A 17,200-nucleotide genomic window follows, 5' to 3' on the forward strand; every position below is an offset into this window, starting at 1 on the left:
ATTTCCTCCATTCAGATGTTGTTTAGATCCAATACCTTACGATTTTTGACCAAATAATCAACGCCGGAGAGAATCGTAAATCCCAGGGTAAGTATTACGAGTATTTCCGTAATGTGCGTATCCTGCATAAATGATAACCAGCTGTGAGCAAGTAACAGTACAATAATGGTTAGCATTTGAAATGTCGTCTTATATTTTCCCCATTTTGAAGCAGCAATCGTCACCCCATTCGATGCCGCCACCGTGCGAAACCCGGTAATCATCAGCTCACGAGCAACAATAATCACCACAATCCACGAAGCCAATTGCCCCTTTCCGACTAAAAGAATAAAGGCGGAAAGCGTCAGCACTTTATCTGCCAAAGGATCCATGAATTTTCCAAAGGTAGTAACTAAATGATCTCTACGGGCGATATACCCATCTAAGAAGTCGGTAACCGATGCGATGATAAATAACAACGCCGGAATGGGGCTCGACGGCTCAAGCAACAAGTAGGTCACAACGAAAAAAGGAATCAAAGCGAAACGAAGCATCGTCAACTTATTGGGCAGATTCATCGTCATCCTCCTGTTCGTGAATATACACTTCACGTGGTTTCGAGCCATCCTGCGGAGAAATAGCTCCCATAGCCTCCAAATCATCGATAATACGTCCGGCGCGTGCATAGCCTATCCGAAAACGGCGTTGTAGACCACTGATGGACGTTGTTTCCTCATGACTGATAAATTCCAGCACTTCTTCCATTAATGCGTCTTTTGGCGCATCTTCGTCTTCTTGTACGACATCCGCCGTCTTTTCAAGAGAAGCAATCAGCTCTTTGTCATAGCAAACGTCATGCTGGTCGGTCAGAAAGTGCGTAACCTGTGAAACTTCCGCATCGGAAACAAAAGCTCCCTGCACACGCTTCGGCTTGGGAAAATGTGACGGATAATAAAGCATATCACCTTTTCCTAAGAGTTTCTCTGATCCGCTCTGATCCAAAATGGTACGTGAATCGATAGAAGACGAGACCGCAAAAGAAATACGCGAAGGGATATTCGCCTTGATCGTTCCGGTAATGACATCGACGGAAGGGCGTTGCGTAGCGATAATAAGATGGATACCGCAAGCGCGCGCCATCTGCGCAAGACGCGTAATATGCGCCTCAACATCTTTAGAGGCTACCATCATTAAATCAGACAACTCGTCAATAATGAGCACGATATAGGGCAGATTCTCCATCGATTCGTCAATCTTCTGCTGCTCGCGGTATCCGCTGATGTCACGCACCGAAAACTGCGAGAATAGCTTGAAGCGCCGTTCCATCTCTTTGACAAGCGTGTAGAGTGCCTTTGCCGCTTTTTTTGGATCGGTTACGACCGGAATCATCAGGTGCGGAATTTCATTATAGACGGATAGCTCAACCACTTTCGGGTCTATGAGAATGAGGCGTACTTCCGATGGCGAATACTTGTAGAGGATGCTCATAATGATGGTGTTGATACATACCGATTTTCCCGATCCGGTAGCGCCGGCAATCAGCAAGTGCGGCATCTTGGTTATCTTGGCAATGACCGGATGACCATCAATGCTTTTGCCAAGCGCGATGGGTATGCCGTCCTTTTCTTGCACAAATGCGTCGCACTGAAATAAATCACGAAGTGAAACCGTATCCGAAACACGGTTAGGTACTTCAATGCCCACGTATGGCTTTCCAGGAATAGGCGCCTCAATACGAATATCCTGCGCCGCCAAAGCCAACGCCAAGTCATCGGCGAGATTCGTGATACGACTGACCTTAATGCCTGCCTGTGGCTGCAACTCAAACTGCGTTACTGTCGGTCCGCGCTGAATAGAGACCACGTGTGCTTCTATGCCAAAAGACGCTAATGTCGATTCAATCTTTTTAGCGCGTTGTTCCAAATCCGTTTCACGAGCAGCGCCACTTTTCTTTCCGGATTTCAACAATTCAATGGGTGGCGTAATATAAGTGTTCTCGCTATCTTCATCCATCGATACACCATAGTTTTCCATGCTGAATTGCTCCTGCTTTTCAGACGTTGAAGAAGCTTTCCGAGAAGAAACCGATACCTGTTCTTCTTTCTCTTTTTCGAGAGGGGTTTCCATAGCCGAAATCGCCCCGTCATATGGCACCGCATTTTCTTGTTTACGGGAATGCGAAAGCGGTACATCCTCGGAAGGAACATCCGCGTCAAATGGTTTGGGAATATACGGAGAAGTAAAAGAATCGTCCTGCCAGGAAGTAGTTTGTTCCTCTTGTTTCGTCGCTCGATCAGCATCAAACGAGATAGATTCTTCCTTATGCTGTTGTTCACGTAGCACACGTTTTTCCTGACGACGAAGTTCCGCTTTTTCTCGCATCGCTTTACCGGTCATTTTTGTCTTTTTCCACCCGGAACGAATCCATTCACTTAAAATCGTAAAAAATTCCACCATCTTGACATCAAACAAGTGCAGAACAAAGAAAAAAAGCACAAAGACAAAAAGCAGCCAAATGCCGATTTCGCCAATAATGCGTCGAAAAAGCAGACTGAGCAGTCCTCCGGTGATGCCTGCGCCGCGTAGGATTTCCCCTCGCTCCGCCGAAAGAGATACCGTCGTATTGACCGTCGCTACAGGCAAATCGCGCACACCGATAATCATCGCCACGCATAAAAAAATAGAAGCGAGAAATACAAGTGTACGCAGCAATTTTCCGTGTAAATTACCGGAGACAGCGGAGACGAGGAACAAAAAGGTCAACGGAGGAACGGCATACGTCGTAACGCCGAAAAGGCGAAAAACCGCTCCGCCAATTGCTTTTCCAAACCAGCCCGTCTGCGCACGAAAATAGATCGTTGCTGCGCAGATAATGAGTGCAATAAAGCAAGCAACGAGAAAATACTGCATTTTTTGGTCTTTAGTTACCGTTTTTCTACGTCTTGTTGTCTTTGCCATGCTGCCTCCTCACCATCAATCAGTATACCATATCGACGAGAATAAAAAGGGGCACCGACAACAGAAAGTGAATCATCTGTGTCGGTGCCGTCTCATTTTTGTGCCTTATCGTGTTACGGTTGTAATAGGGCATCGGGTGTCATTAATGACGCGGTAACAACGCCTTGCGCGAAAGATTAATGCGTCCTTTATCGTCAATTTCGATGACCTTGACTTTGACTTTGTCACCGATTTCGACAACATCTTCCACCTTCTCTACGCGCTCATTTGCTAACTTCGAGATATGAATCATCCCCTCTTTGTTGCCGCCCAGGTCAACAAAGGCGCCAAATTTCATGATACGCGCCACCGTTCCTTCGTAAACATCTCCGACTTCCACATCGCGGATGATATCCAAAATCATCTGCTTGGCTTTTTCACCACTTTCCCCATCCGGCGACGTAATCGTAATATGTCCGTCATCTTCGGTGTCAATAACCGCACCAGTGGCTTCTACAATGCCATTGATCGTTTTTCCACCTTTACCAATGACTTCACGAATCTTTTCAGGATCAATGTCCAGTGCCAAGATGCGCGGAGCGTATTTGGACAGCTCTTTGCGTGGTTCGGCAATGCAATCGGTAAGAACCGTCAGAATTTCAGCACGAGCTTTCTTTGCTTGGGCAAGCGCAACTTCCATAACTTCTTTATCGATGCCTTCGATCTTAATATCCATCTGTAAAGCGGTAATACCATCTTTCGTTCCGGCAACTTTAAAGTCCATATCGCCCAGATGATCCTCTAACCCTTGAATGTCGGTAAGAATGGACATGTGCTCGCCTTCTTTAATGAGACCCATGGCAATACCGGCAACCGGCTTTTTGATGGGCACACCGGCATCCATCAGAGAAAGTGTAGACCCGCAGATAGAAGCCTGGGAACTCGAACCATTTGAGCTAAGCACTTCAGAAACGACACGAATGGTATACGGGAAAGTGGTCGAATCCGGAAGCACCGGCAGCAACGCACGTTCCGCCAAAAAGCCGTGACCAATCTCGCGGCGTCCGGGCGAGCGCAGCGGTTTAGTATCCCCTACGCTGAACGGCGGAAAATTATACTGATGGAAATAGTTTTTGACCACTTCTTCCTGATGAAGTCCGTCGATGTAGAGCACATCACGCGGGCCACCTAAGGTAACCACAGAAAGCACCTGTGTCTGTCCGCGCTTGAAAAGCCCCGAACCGTGCGCACGAGGAAGCAAGCCGCATTCCGCGCTTAACGGACGAATCTCATCCATGGCGCGTCCATCCGCACGCACCTTGTCTTCGGTAATCAGGCGACGCACTTCGTTTCGAACAATTTCTTCCATAATGGCATCAATATCGTTGCGAATGCTTGGGAAGATATCGGCATCGGAGGCCTCGAACAGTTCAAACGTTTCGTTTTTGATCTCGGTAATGCCGTCTTCACGGATCATTTTATTATCGGAGCGCAATGCTTGAATCAGGCGATCCTTAGAAAAGGCTTCAACACGTTCACGCAACTGGGCATTCGGTTCGTGCTTGACAAATTCGTATTTTGGTTTTCCTTCTTCTGCTGCGATTTTCTTGAAGAATCGGCAGATGGACTGAATCTCTTTATGACCAAAGAGAATTGCGCCAAGCATTTGCTCTTCGGAAAGTTCGTTCGCTCCCGCCTCGACCATCATAATGGCTTCTTCTGTACCGGAGACGGTTAGATTCAGCTCGGAATGTTCCATTTGTTCTTCGGAAGGATTGATGATATATTCCCCATCAATGTAACCGACAATGACCGCACCGGTCGGTCCATCAAACGGAATATCGGAAAGAGAAAGTGCGAGGGATGAACCATTCATTGCTAAAATCTCCGGTGGATCATCGGGAGAAACCGACAATACCGTAGCAATCACCTGCACATCATTCTTAAAGCCTTCCGGAAACAAAGGACGAATCGGACGATCCATCTGGCGCGCATTGAGTGTGGCCTCCATGGATCCGCGTCCTTCGCGCTTAATATAGCCGCCGGGAATACGACCGACCGCATACAGTTTTTCTTGATATTCGCACGTCAACGGAAAAAAGTCCTGTCCTTCACGGACATTGCGATTCATAACGGCAGTCGTTAACACGACGCTGTCTCCTGCACGCAGAATACATTCTCCGTTTGCCTGTTCTGCCACTTTTCCAATCGTAACATGGAAGGCATTGTTCGTTACCTCGGAACGGTAATCGAATTCTCTCATTCTTTCCTCCTCTTGGTTTAGATGAACACTCACCCTTCGTCTGCGACGAGGTCGTTCGCGTTTTTCATAGACCTTTCCAGTATATCAAATTGCGCGAAAAGACGCGAATTACTGCGGGATTTTTATTTTGTTGTTGCCGTTTTCCCTCTCCTTTTCCTCATAAATAAGCATAAAAAGGCTCGCTTGCCAAAATCGGCAAGCGAGCGCTTTCATAGATTCACTTTGATTAGCCGCGCAAATTCAAGCGAGCAATGATATTGCGATAACGTTCAATATCCCTTTTGTAAAGATAGTTCAGTAACCCACGGCGCTGACCGATGAGCATATACAGACCGCGGCGGGAATGATTATCTTTTGCATGGTCTTTAAGATGTTCCGTCAACTCGGCAATACGATAGCTCAAAAGAGCAATCTGTACTTCCGGAGAACCGGTGTCCTTTTCATTTTTGCCGTATTCTTTGATAATTTCTACTTTTTTTTCTTTTGTAAGCATCTCCTCTTCCTTTCTTTCGCTGCTTTCTAAGAGCGGGTCGGAGTACCCGTCTCCGAGAAAGAGTACTTGTACACTATACCGGATTCGTTGGTAAATTGCAAAATTTTATTCGCTTACTGTAACGCAGGTAAAGCATCCTGCCATTCTTTTGCCCAAGAGCGCAATAGCGCTTCATCCTGTTGCATCTGTTTCGTCAATTGCAACGGATCCGAAAAACGGATATTCTTACGGGCAAAACGAAGAAAAGAAAGCTCCATGGGCACATCATAGATGTTTTCCGTAAAATCAAAAAAGTGCGTTTCTATGCGAATTTCTGTACCATCTTGAAACGTGGGATTCGTTCCCACAGAAGTCATGCCGAAATGGCTTTTGCCGTGAAGGATCCCCTCGGTCAAATACACGCCTTCATGTGGAATCAGATAGGGAAACGAAATACCCAGGTTAGCCGTGGCAAAACCCAAGCCATGTCCACGCCGTTTTCCATGCACAACCTTGCCGGAAATCGTATAGGGAAATCCTAACATGGCGTTGGCACGATCAATCTCTCCCTGTTGAATAGCTTCTCGAATGCGCGTAGAACTGATACGCGCTCCCTCATAGCAAACATCGTCCACCACACGCACGCGAAAAAGACCTTCCTTTTCTGCCGCCAACAAATCCGCAACAGAACCGGCGGCGTGAGCGCCAAAACGATAGTCTTTGCCCACCATGACATGTCGAACCTGAAAATCGCGATACAGAATATCACGTATAAAGACCTCTTTTTCTTGTGCAGCAAAAGCGGCGTTAAATGTACAAAGAAAGATGTTTTCTATTCCAAAGGCATGTAGACGGCGCATTTTGTCCTCTACCTGCATTAAGTACCGTTTCGTTTTCGCCTCTAAAAGCGACGACGTATGGTTCTTAAACAGTAAAACCGACGGACAAAGCCCACGTTTCTTCGCAATCTCTTTTGCGGTAACCAAAAGCTTTTGATGTCCACGATGGACCCCATCAAAATTACCCAGAGCAATTACCGTCGGTTGTTCCTGACGAAATCCGTTCTGGTCGTAATCCAATTCCTTCATGCTATCCTATCCGTTTCCTACGCTATTCGGCAATCAACTTTTTCATTTTGAGGCATCCGTTGCAGCGAACCCCGATGCCGAGAAAACGGCACTCCTCATACACACGAACCCATTCTCTATTGCCTTCGGGAAGGGTAAACCGCGCGTCTTGTGACGTATAAAAAACAGCGGAAGAGTCCACTTCCTTTTCATCGTCTTGCGTAAGAAACACGACCTGCCCCTGCATCACGCGCCGGCTCTTTTCGGCATTTAACATCACCTTAGGAAGTTGCGGAAGCGCTGAATCCGCACCAGTCAAGCACAGTTGTGCTTCTTCACGGGTCATCGCTTTGATTGCTGAAATGGGTACAGCATTTTGCAACGAAAATGCGCCCACTTTTGTTCGTTCAAGAGCGGTCATTGTGGCATATGTGTCCAAAGCGCGCCCCATATCGGCGATGAGTTGACGGATATACGTACCTTTTGAACAGCGACAGCGAAAAACAGCACCGTCTGGCAGCACTTTTTCTAAGTTCAAGGAAAAAATGGTCACCGTGCGCATCGGTCGTGAAACGCTCTTACCCTGGCGAGCATACTCATAGAGCTTTTTCCCATTCACTTTCACAGCACTGTAAAGAGGAGTCTCTTGCGTATAGGTGCCTACAAAATGCTCTGCCTGCAAAAGAAGCAAATCCTTTGGGATATGCGTTTTGTCTCTTTGGCGAAGAACCGTACCGGTGGAATCCAATGTATCGGTTTCCTGCCCGAAACGCATAGTGAAGACATATTCCTTGTCATTTTCATCAAAATACTCGCAAAGTCTCGTGGCTTTCCCCACCAGAACGGGCAAAACGCCCGTCGCCATGGGGTCCAATGTCCCCAGATGACCGACACGACGTGTCTGTAGAACCCGACGTACAATAGCCACTACATCAAACGAGGTCATGTCTGCTTCTTTATATACGTTAAGAATGCCGATCATGGCTTTTCAAGCCCTTCCAGTACTTTACGCAGCGCAGCGTACGCTTCCTTGTTCGTTCCCTCTATCGTAGCGCCGGCAGCTTTCGTATGGCCTCCGCCGCCGAAGATTTTGGCAATTTCCGCCACGTTCACGTATTCTTTTGAACGCAAACTCACTTTTTGGATGTTTTCCGTCTGCTCTTTGAGAATAACAGCCACTTCAACACCCTGCAAATTGCGCAATGTGTCGACCACGCCTTCCGCTTCTGGCATCTCTAAATCGTAATGCGCAATAAGCGTTCGGGTAATATTCGCTAATTGCATCCTGCCACCGTGCAAAGCTTCGGCTTGCTCCACCACTGCACCTTCAAAAGCGATCCGGTTCGCCTTCTCATTTTGATACTCATGAAAAAAGACGCGTTTAGCATCCGCGCCGCAATCCAAGAGATCGGCAGCAAGACGGAGGGTACGCGCGCTTGCCGTATCATATAAAAAGCGATTGGAATCCGTGATAATACCGGCATAGAGGGCAGTCGCGGCATCGGGAGAGATGGTCCAATTCTGTTCTAAAAGAAAAGCGGCAATAATTTCGCAGGTGGAGGAGGCTTTTGGGTCAAGAATTGCATATTCACAGCTTCCGTCATTGCTTAGATGATGATCAAAATTAATGCTGTGTTTGCTGTTCGCCAGAGCGATTTCTGATCGTCCCATACGCTGTGTATCACCTAAATCAACGCGAATAAAGAGATCGTATTTACTCGCTTCGTCAACAGGCCGCAGCGATGCAAATCGGGGAAGGTAACAGAAATGAGCAATTTGCTCTTCTGCCAACATATCTACTTTTTTTCCTGCGTCTTGCAACACAAGACCGAGCCCCAGGACGGAAGCATAACTGTCTCCGTCCGGGTGAACGTGGCCCGCTATAGCAATCGTTTCGGCTTCTTGTAGCACACGATGCACCATCTCGCGGTTGGTCATGCTTCCTCCTCCGCTTGATTCTCTGCTTCTTCTCTTGCCGCACGGCTTTCTTCATCCTTGCGCATGGTATCCGCAATCAGCTTATCCATATACATGCCGTGCTCAATCGAATCATCCGGATGAAAACGGAGTTCCGGAATCTGGCGCAGCTTCACATGATGCGCCAGATAATTTTTCAAAAAACCTTCGGCATTGCTGAGACCTTCCAGCGTTTGGCGTTTATCCCAATCCGATCCCATCACGCTGACGTAAATATCAGCATACGAAAGATCGCTGGAAACACGGACTTCCGACAACGTCAGCACCGATGCAATTTTCGGATCCTTCAAGGCGAAAAAAACCGCTTCCGACAATGCTTTTTTCACTTCCTGAGAGATACGCCCTAAGCGTTTTTCATTCATGGCGTCCTCACTTTCTTTTTTCTATCTGTCCGCGAAACGCCTATTCCGCAGGCACTTCCACTTCATGGAAGCATTCCACCATATCGCCAACTTTGACATCGTTATAGCGCTCAATGCCCAAGCCGCCTTCAAAACCGGTCGCAATTTCCTTCACATCATCCTTGAATCGACGAAGAGAGGAAATTGTCCCTTCATGTATAACTACGTCATTTCGTAACAAGCGGACACCGGCGTTGCGCACAATCTTTCCGGACGTGACGTAGATTCCGGCGACGGTGCCAATATTGGGCACTTTGAAGGTTTCTCGAATCTCGCAGCGTCCCAGCACTTCTTCTTTAATCGTCGGCGAAAGCATTCCCTTGATAGCCTGCTCGATATCTTCAATGGCATCGTAAATAACACGATAGGTGCGAATATCGATTTCATCGCGTTCCGCCTGACGGATAGCGCCTTGGTTCGGACGCACATTAAAGCCGATGATAATCGCATTGGAGGCAACCGCCAGCATAACGTCGCTTTCGCTGATACCGCCGACCGCGCCATGAATAATATTGACCTTTACCTCCTGATTGCCCAATTTGGCAAGCGATCCCGCCAGCGCGTCAATCGTTCCCTTTACATCGGTCTTTACGATGAGATTGAGTTCCTTTAATCCTTCTTCAGAAATCTGCATGTGCAGGTCATCCAAGGAGATGTGCGTTGTTTTGTTCAGGCGTTCATCACGATTACGCTGTGCCACTTTTTCGGCATAGCTTCTTGCCACTTTTTCATCGGCAACCGCATAAATCGCATCACCGGCTTCGGGTAAATCCGAAAGGCCGGTAATCTTAACTGGTGTAGACGGTCCGGCTTTATGCACTTTTTTGCCGTGCGAATCAAACATGGATCGAATATGACCGCTCACCTGTCCGGAGACAACGTAATCCTTGTCATATAACGTTCCGTTTTGTACCAATACGGATGCTGTTGCACCACGTCCCCGTTCAATTTGGGATTCCAGCACAACGCCGACGGCAGCGCGATGCGGATTCGCTTTCAGCTCTTCCATCTCTGCGACCATGACCACCATCTGCAGCAAATCGTCAATTCCGTCTCCCGTTTTTGCCGAAAGCGGAATCATGACCACGTCACCGCCCCATTCTTCAGCGACTAACCCTTGTTCCGCCAGTTCCGTCATCACGCGATTGGGATCCACGCCCGGTCGGTCCATCTTGTTGATGGCAACGATAATAGGCACTTTCGCCGCCTTAGAATGGTTGATCGCTTCAATGGTTTGCGGCATAACGCCGTCATCTGCAGCGACGACCAGAATAACAATATCTGTTGTCTGCGCGCCCCGGCTGCGCATTTGCGTAAACGCCTCATGTCCCGGTGTATCAATAAACGTGATGGGCTTACCTTCCACCATAGCAACCGAAGCACCGATATGTTGTGTAATGCCGCCTGCCTCGTCGCGTGTAACTGCCGTTTTGCGGATGGCATCGAGTAATGATGTTTTTCCGTGATCCACGTGCCCCATAACGGTCACTACCGGCGGACGCGATTTTAATTGATCGGGTGAATCCTGGACGTTGAGCGGTTCAAAGATCTCATCCACATCGGACGCTTCCGGTTCGGTAATCAACACGTCAAATTTTTCCGCGACTTTTGAGGCGGTTTCAAAGGTGATGGACTCATTCAAGCCAGCCATAATGCCCATTTTGATCAGCTCGGTGATAATCTCCATCGAATTTTTATGAATCGCCTTAGCAAAATCGCCAACCGTTATTTCGGCAGGAATTTCAATAATGCTGTCTACCTCTTCGGAAGTATCGACATTCTGTACCACATCCCGTTCTTTCTTGGGCATCTTTTTCCGTTTGCGACGAGGAGAAGCATTTTCTTCTTTCTTCTGCTCCGCTTCCATTACACGAGCAGGCACATGCTGCTTGTCTTTTTTCTTCTTATCGCTGTGCGGCTTATGAGCCGGTTTTTCTTCCTCTTCCCTCTGCCCGTGACGCTTGTCCTTTTTCGCTTCTTTTTTGCTTTCCTTTTTGCTGTCTTTTTTTGCATCACTCGTCGTGTCTTTTTTAGACGGGGCTTTCTTCTTCTCCGCAAAAAGCGAACGAATCCGTTTCACATCGGCATCTTCGATGGCGGACATATGGGAAGGAAACTCCAGCGATAACTCTTTTTTTACCAGCGCGCGGAAAGCACCCGTTGGTTTATCCAGTTCTTTGGCTAACTCATATACTCTCATCATTACCTCGATTCCTCAATCGATCGTTTCAGCTCTTCATAAAAGGTCTCTCCTATTTGCGTTTTTAACGCAGCTTTCAAACGATTCTTTTTTTCCGCTTTTTCAACACATTCCAGAGAACGGCAGAGATAGGCTCCCCGCCCGTTCGTTTTTCCTGTTTCATCAATACAGACTTCCCCGGAAGGCAGACGAACCGCGCGGAGAAGATCGGCTTTCTCTTTTCTTTCTCCGCAGACAACGCATTTGCGAAGCGGTTCTCTTTTAGGCATCCTCGCCCCCTTCTTCCGGCGTATCTGTTACTTCTTCGGCTTCTTCGATTTTTTCTGTCGGAAGGGCAAACAGATCTATTGACTCTTGTTCCTGTTCATCCTCTCCGAAAGCCACGGGATCGGCATCGTACTGTGTCTGTCCTTTAATATCAATCTTCCAACCGGTCAAGCGAGCAGCCAAGCGCACGTTCTGCCCTTCTTTGCCAATCGCAAGTGATAACTGGTCATCCGGTACAATGACCACGGCGGCATGTTCTTCTTCATTCAGAATTACTTTGTTCACAGCGGAAGGGCTTAGCGCATTGGCAATGAATTGTTTGGGATCCTCGCTGTAAATAATAATGTCCATTTTTTCGCCAACTAACTCTTCCACTATCAAATTGACGCGATTTCCCTTGTAGCCAACGCAAGCACCGATGGGATCAATGTTCGGGTCATGCGACCAAACGGCGATTTTTGTGCGGGATCCGGCTTCCCGAGACACCGAATAGATATCCACAACGCCATCGCTGATTTCCGGCACTTCCTGTTCAAAAAGACGTGCCACCAAATTGGGATGCGCACGGGAAAGCAGGATTTGTGGCCCACGGGAAGAGATTCGAACATCGCATACATACAGTTTTACACGATCTCCCACGTGCAGACGTTCTCTGGGGATTTGTTCCCGCTTGGTAATTACCCCTTCTGTCTTGCCTAAATTGATATAGACATTGTTGTTATCAATACGCTGAACTGTACCGACAATCATTTCCTTCATACGGTCAATATAGGCATCATATACTGCTTCGCGTTCCGCATCGCGCAGTTTCTGAATAATGATGTTTCGCGCTGTCTGAGCGGCTATGCGCCCGAAATTATCCGGCTGTACTTCAATACGAATACTGTCGCCCACCTGCGCTTTGGGATACCGCACAACCGCGTCTTCAAGACGAATCTGTCGAATGGGGTCTTCCACCTTTTCCACCACTTCTCGCAGCTGATACACGTGAAAATCACCGGTCATCTCATCCGCGATAACTTCTACATTTGTTTCATCCTGAAAATTTTTCTCGTAACTTTTTTCCAACGCCTTTGCCATAGCATCTAAAATGACTTCTTTGGCTATGCCCTTCGTATTCTGCAGTTCATCCAGGGCCTGCAATAATTCCTTGTTCATGTGCCTTGCTTTTCCTCCTCAATATGTGTCATTCATGAAATGCAATATGCGGACGAATTTGTGCAATGTCCGCGCGTAAAATCTGTCGTTCTGTCCCGTTATCCATTACCACAACTTTATCGTCATCAAACGCGATAAGGGGTGTGACCAACAGCTTTGTCCCGTTTTCCTTCTTATACAGTCCGATTTCCACTTCCTCGCCGATATGAAGCTCCAGTTGGCGGTCGGTTTTCAACGGTCGCGATAAGTCAGGTGAACTGACTTCAAGAAGGTAATGCTGATCAATCGGGTCCCATTCATCTAATTTCGGGCTGAGTGCATTGCTTACTATTTCGCAGTCATCCACGGTAATGCCGTCCGGATGATAGATGAAAAAGCGCAGAATGGCATCGTCCTGTTCATGCACAAATTCGACATCTAATAACTCATAACCAGCCTCTTGAACTACCTCATCAAAACGAGGTCGCCAGGTTTTTACCATGCTTTGTTTCATCTCGCCTCCTTCCGGTTTGAAAAAAACAAGAGCGGGTTTCCGCTCTTGTTCCGTGTCAACATCTATCGGTGCTATCATAGCATATTTTTAGGGGATTAACAAGACTTCCCTTCTTCTCCGCTTGAACGAATCCAGAATACGTATTCACGGGTTTACTCTGTTCTTATGCGACAGAAACCGTACAATAGAGTACAATTAAAGCACTTTGCAAGAAGCGGCATATCCGGCTTCTATCGACAACAGAAAGGATACCCTATGAACACCCAAAAGATTGAACAAGGCGTTCGCCTGCTGTTAGAAGGCATTGGTGAAGATCCAAACCGCGAAGGTCTTTTAGAAACGCCTGCTCGCGTGGCGCGCGCCTGTGAAGAGCTTTTCGCCGGATTGGAAACAACGGCAGAAAACCATCTCTCCAAAACCTTTGAATTTGTGAATGACAATCTCGTCATTGAAAAAAATATCCCGTTTTATTCTCTCTGCGAACATCACCTTCTTCCCTTTTATGGAGAAGTTCATATTGCCTACGTTCCCAACGGCAAAGTGGCGGGTCTTTCGAAACTTGCCCGAACGGTGGAAGTATATGCCAAGCGCCCGCAGATTCAAGAGCGCATGACGCAGCAAATTGCCGAAGCAATACGCGACTATTTAGGGGCAAAAGGCGTATTGGTGGTCGCAAAGGCGGAACATCTCTGCATGACCATGCGCGGTATAAAAAAACCGGGTACAAAAACCGTCACCGCCTGTGCATTAGGCAATATTGAAGAGGACGAAACTTTGAAAAATGAAGTGTATCGGTTAATGGATTTCTAATGAATATGGTAAAACCAGTAAATAATCCAATGGAAAATGCGAATCGTATCTATCGAGATCCTCGCTATGCTGCTCTTCTTACCCGTCTTAATGATCTGGAAAAAGAGCGCGTATACTGCAAGCATGATTTAGATCACTTTTTAAGCGTGGGACGTATCGCCTATATCCTTTCTTTGGAAGAAGGTCTTTCCGTTTCCAAAGATGTGCTTTATACCGCAGCGCTTCTTCATGATATCGGTCGTGTCGAGGAAATAACCTCCGGTATGGCACATGCTGAGGCTTCCGCGAAGATAGCCGAGCCGTTTTTAGCCAACTCCACGTTTACGAAAGACGAAAAGGAAACGGTTCTTTCCCTCATTCGCAGCCATAGAACCCACGGCAAGGATTCGTTAACAGAACTGTTTTACCGCGCAGATAAACTTTCCCGTCCCTGCGCCTATTGCGCAGCGATTTCTTCCTGTCACTGGCAGGAAGACAAAAAAAACCGAACCCTGCACTATTAGGAGGCATCATGGATCATTTGCGCATAGTGGATCTTGAAATCATGGCACATCATGGGGTCTTTCCGGAAGAAAAAAAACTGGGGCAAAAATTCCTGGTTTCTGTGGATTGCGCCTATAATATGAAAAATGCAACGAAGGAAGAGGATTTGACACAATCCGTTCATTACGGTCTGCTTTGTAACGATATTACACGTCTACTCACCGAAAATACCTATGATCTCTTGGAAACCTGTGCTTACCGCATCGTCCAGCACATCTTTTCCGTTTTTCCCTTTGTCCGTGAAGCGACCGTATCCATCAAAAAACCTTTCGCGCCCATCGGGCTTCCCCTAGCCTATCCCGAAGTTTCCATCACACGAAAATGGCGTACGTATTGGATTGCGCTTGGTACGAATATGGGGAATCGGCAGGCGAATTTGGAAAATGCCGTGAACGCTCTGATCGCATCCGGTCTTACGGTAAAAAAATCCTCTTCCGTTCTGGAGACAAAGGCTTGGGGTAAAACCGATCAACCCGTTTTTTTGAATCAGGTGGTAGAAGTATTAAGCTTTGAAGAACCGGAAGATGTGCTGACGATTTTGCAGCAAATTGAGGCGGAAATGGGTCGCATTCGTCATGAGCATTGGGGACCGCGCCCTATTGATCTCGACATTCTTCTGGTGGATCGCGAAATCATTCAAACCGATAGACTAACCGTCCCTCACCCCTACATGACGGAGCGCGACTTTGTTCTGGAGCCACTGAATGAAATTGCGCCATTCCTCCTCCATCCCGTATGCAGAAAGTCGATACGCGAGCTCTATAGCGCATTGCATCCCTTGAAAGAAAAATGATCGAACAAAGACGGCAGGGAAATCTTCCCTGCCGTCTTTGTTTTTTCATGAGAATTAACGTGCATACCCGGCAAAATTAATATCTTCCTGTTGGTCTGCCAGTCGAACTGTATCGGCAACTAAGGCTGCCATGCGATGTTCCGCTATCGTATGCACACGAACAACTTCGACGCCTTCACGGGCTGCCAATGCGGTAAGCATGGCGGATGCGTAATCACGATTCGAGAAACCTTCCTTCGTATCCGGATCTACCGAATATCCCGCCTCTTGCAACAAATTGACAATAAAGCGTTTGCGCGAAACGCCTAAGAAAATGCCATATCCTCTCTCATGCAACGCCGGTAAATGTTGAATCAAACGTAAATTGTCACGTTTTGAAAGGCCGAAACCGATGCCCGGATCAAGCAGGATATGTTTTTGCGCAATGCCTGCCGCTTTGGCTACTTCCAAACTGCGATCAAGATAACGGTTTAATAGAATGAGAATGTCGTCTTCCTTAGCGGAATCGCGTTTCTCTTTTTTCGTAAAGGCAGAACCTTCTCCAAATTGGGGGAATTTTTTACTGTTTGGATGATCCGGACGAAGCACCACCGGATTAAACATGGCAATGAGCCCGGCGTTATTCTTAGCAATTACTTCCGCCATTCCCGTATCACCAATAAGACCGGTGATATCATTTACCATATCGCAGCCTGCATCGAGGGCAGCTTTTGCTACCGGTGCCTTCCACGTATCCACGGAAATAAGCACATCCGTCTTTTTGCGCAATGTCTCAATTACCGGCACAACACGGCGAATTTCTTCTTCCACCTCGATGTAATGTGATCCGGGACGAGTGGATTCTCCCCCGATATCCAACATGTCCGCACCCTGATCGATGAGAGAAAGTGCGTGATTCACCGCTTTTTCCGTCGTGTCCCAATTGCCACCGTCTGAAAAGGAATCCGGTGTGACGTTAACTATGGCACAAATCCGGCAACGGTCATTCCGCGTAAAGCTGTGTTTCCCCAGCTGAAAAACAGGTTCCTGGTTCATAATTACTCCTTATCGCTTTAGAAAGCTACGCACGTAGCCGACCATATATAGAGAACCGACGAATACCACGGCGCTATTCTTGGACGTGCAGAACGATTTTGTCGTCCTCCATGCTTCATCGAGGTTCTCACATGGTGTTGCCTCGCCCCCACGCTTTTGAATTTCTTCCGCCAGTTCCTTTGCCGACATCGCGCGCGGATTATCCGGTGTCAGCGTAATCACATGCTTGGCAAGCGGCAAAAAGAGAGCAAGCATTTTGTCAATTTCTTTGTCGGCCAATATGCCCAACACCATAACAATCTCGCGATTGCTTAAAAAATCCTTCACGGATTCGGCGAACACCCTTGCACCGCCGACATTATGCGCACCATCCAATATGGTGAGGGGCGCATCCAACACTCGTTCAAAGCGCCCTTTCCAGGCGGTTTTCTCCAGTCCGCGAAGAATGGTTTCATCGTCAACGGAAATCTTTCCTCTCCGACGCAACAGCGTAATTGCACTAAGCGCCATTATCGCATTCATCATCTGATAGTCGCCCATCAGGGAAAGCGAAATTGACCAGGTCTTTCCTTCATCATCGGTCCAATGAAAGCGTTGACCATCGAGTGAAGCGTTTTCTCTAATAAGTGTTTGAAAATCAGGTTTCGTTACCGGCGCATTCTGTTGTTTTGCCACCGCTTCGACGGTTTTTTCCACTTCCTCTTCCTGCGGATAAAGCACCACCGGACAGCCGTATTTGATAATGCCGGCTTTTTCTCCGGCGATGGCGGCAAGAGTGTTACCGAGATATTGGGTATGGTCGAGC

General features: G+C 47.5%; 17 protein-coding genes. 3 read left to right on the forward strand and 14 right to left on the reverse strand.

Annotated features, from left to right (window positions below; all coding sequences use genetic code 11):
- Positions 1 to 11: 11 nt before the first annotated feature.
- From pgsA to rimP, 12 genes are all read right to left on the reverse strand, one after another.
- Positions 12 to 557 carry a CDP-diacylglycerol--glycerol-3-phosphate 3-phosphatidyltransferase gene (gene pgsA / locus RDL68_RS00970; protein WP_308539812.1) on the reverse strand — a complete coding sequence of 182 codons (546 nt, stop codon included), beginning with the start codon at positions 555 to 557 and terminating at the stop codon, positions 12 to 14.
- Positions 541 to 2,937: a DNA translocase FtsK gene (locus tag RDL68_RS00975; RefSeq protein ID WP_308539796.1), complete on the reverse strand. Its 2,397-nt coding sequence runs from the start codon at positions 2,935 to 2,937 to the stop codon at positions 541 to 543. Before RDL68_RS00975 ends, pgsA begins: the two co-directional genes overlap by 17 nt.
- A 142-nt stretch (positions 2,938 to 3,079) precedes the next feature.
- Entirely contained in the window at positions 3,080 to 5,179 is a 2,100-nt protein-coding gene (pnp, locus tag RDL68_RS00980; protein ID WP_308539797.1) for a polyribonucleotide nucleotidyltransferase, read from the reverse strand.
- A 226-nt stretch (positions 5,180 to 5,405) separates the two neighbouring features.
- Complete coding sequence (gene rpsO / locus RDL68_RS00985; RefSeq protein ID WP_308539798.1) at positions 5,406 to 5,672, reverse strand: 30S ribosomal protein S15; 267 nt, start codon at positions 5,670 to 5,672, stop codon at positions 5,406 to 5,408.
- Positions 5,673 to 5,785: 113 nt separating this feature from the next.
- Positions 5,786 to 6,739 (reverse strand): bifunctional riboflavin kinase/FAD synthetase, encoded by a 954-nt coding sequence (locus tag RDL68_RS00990; protein ID WP_308539799.1) that lies wholly within the window; start codon positions 6,737 to 6,739, stop codon positions 5,786 to 5,788.
- Positions 6,740 to 6,761: 22 nt separating this feature from the next.
- Positions 6,762 to 7,700, reverse strand: a complete 939-nt coding sequence (gene truB / locus RDL68_RS00995; RefSeq protein WP_308539800.1) for a tRNA pseudouridine(55) synthase TruB — start codon at positions 7,698 to 7,700, stop codon at positions 6,762 to 6,764.
- Positions 7,697 to 8,656 (reverse strand): bifunctional oligoribonuclease/PAP phosphatase NrnA, encoded by a 960-nt coding sequence (locus RDL68_RS01000; RefSeq protein ID WP_308539801.1) that lies wholly within the window; start codon positions 8,654 to 8,656, stop codon positions 7,697 to 7,699. Before RDL68_RS01000 ends, truB begins: the two co-directional genes overlap by 4 nt.
- Positions 8,653 to 9,057: a 30S ribosome-binding factor RbfA gene (gene rbfA, locus RDL68_RS01005; protein ID WP_308539802.1), complete on the reverse strand. Its 405-nt coding sequence runs from the start codon at positions 9,055 to 9,057 to the stop codon at positions 8,653 to 8,655. Before rbfA ends, RDL68_RS01000 begins: the two co-directional genes overlap by 4 nt.
- A 40-nt stretch (positions 9,058 to 9,097) precedes the next feature.
- On the reverse strand, positions 9,098 to 11,299 hold the full coding sequence (infB, locus tag RDL68_RS01010) for a translation initiation factor IF-2 (RefSeq protein WP_308539803.1): 2,202 nt from the start codon (positions 11,297 to 11,299) through the stop codon (positions 9,098 to 9,100).
- Positions 11,299 to 11,565: an RNase P modulator RnpM gene (gene rnpM / locus RDL68_RS01015; RefSeq protein WP_308539804.1), complete on the reverse strand. Its 267-nt coding sequence runs from the start codon at positions 11,563 to 11,565 to the stop codon at positions 11,299 to 11,301. The genes infB and rnpM overlap by 1 nt, the downstream gene beginning before the upstream one ends.
- On the reverse strand, positions 11,558 to 12,721 hold the full coding sequence (gene nusA, locus RDL68_RS01020) for a transcription termination factor NusA (RefSeq protein WP_308539805.1): 1,164 nt from the start codon (positions 12,719 to 12,721) through the stop codon (positions 11,558 to 11,560). Before nusA ends, rnpM begins: the two co-directional genes overlap by 8 nt.
- A gap of 28 nt (positions 12,722 to 12,749) precedes the next feature.
- On the reverse strand, positions 12,750 to 13,214 hold the full coding sequence (gene rimP, locus RDL68_RS01025; protein WP_308539806.1) for a ribosome maturation factor RimP: 465 nt from the start codon (positions 13,212 to 13,214) through the stop codon (positions 12,750 to 12,752).
- A gap of 255 nt (positions 13,215 to 13,469) precedes the next feature.
- On the opposite strand from rimP, the gene folE reads away from it, so the two are divergent.
- From folE to folK, 3 genes are read left to right on the forward strand one after another with little or no spacing between them, the layout of a single operon-like run.
- Positions 13,470 to 14,024: a GTP cyclohydrolase I FolE gene (gene folE, locus RDL68_RS01030; RefSeq protein ID WP_308539807.1), complete on the forward strand. Its 555-nt coding sequence runs from the start codon at positions 13,470 to 13,472 to the stop codon at positions 14,022 to 14,024.
- A gap of 5 nt (positions 14,025 to 14,029) precedes the next feature.
- A complete protein-coding gene (locus RDL68_RS01035; RefSeq protein WP_308539808.1) occupies positions 14,030 to 14,527 on the forward strand; it encodes an HD domain-containing protein in 498 nt (165 codons plus the stop codon).
- A gap of 8 nt (positions 14,528 to 14,535) precedes the next feature.
- Positions 14,536 to 15,360 (forward strand): 2-amino-4-hydroxy-6-hydroxymethyldihydropteridine diphosphokinase, encoded by an 825-nt coding sequence (folK, locus tag RDL68_RS01040; protein WP_308539809.1) that lies wholly within the window; start codon positions 14,536 to 14,538, stop codon positions 15,358 to 15,360.
- Positions 15,361 to 15,414: 54 nt separating this feature from the next.
- Here folK and RDL68_RS01045 read toward each other — a convergent pair whose 3' ends face one another.
- Positions 15,415 to 16,395, reverse strand: coding sequence for a dihydropteroate synthase (locus RDL68_RS01045; RefSeq protein ID WP_308539810.1), 981 nt, complete (start codon positions 16,393 to 16,395; stop codon positions 15,415 to 15,417).
- A gap of 9 nt (positions 16,396 to 16,404) precedes the next feature.
- Positions 16,405 to 17,200 (reverse strand): glutamate ligase domain-containing protein (locus RDL68_RS01050; protein WP_308539811.1); only part of this gene is annotated, 796 nt, incomplete at its 5' end.

Source organism: uncultured Murdochiella sp., assembly GCF_902488755.1.
Classification (GTDB): Bacteria; Bacillota; Clostridia; order Tissierellales; family Peptoniphilaceae; genus Murdochiella.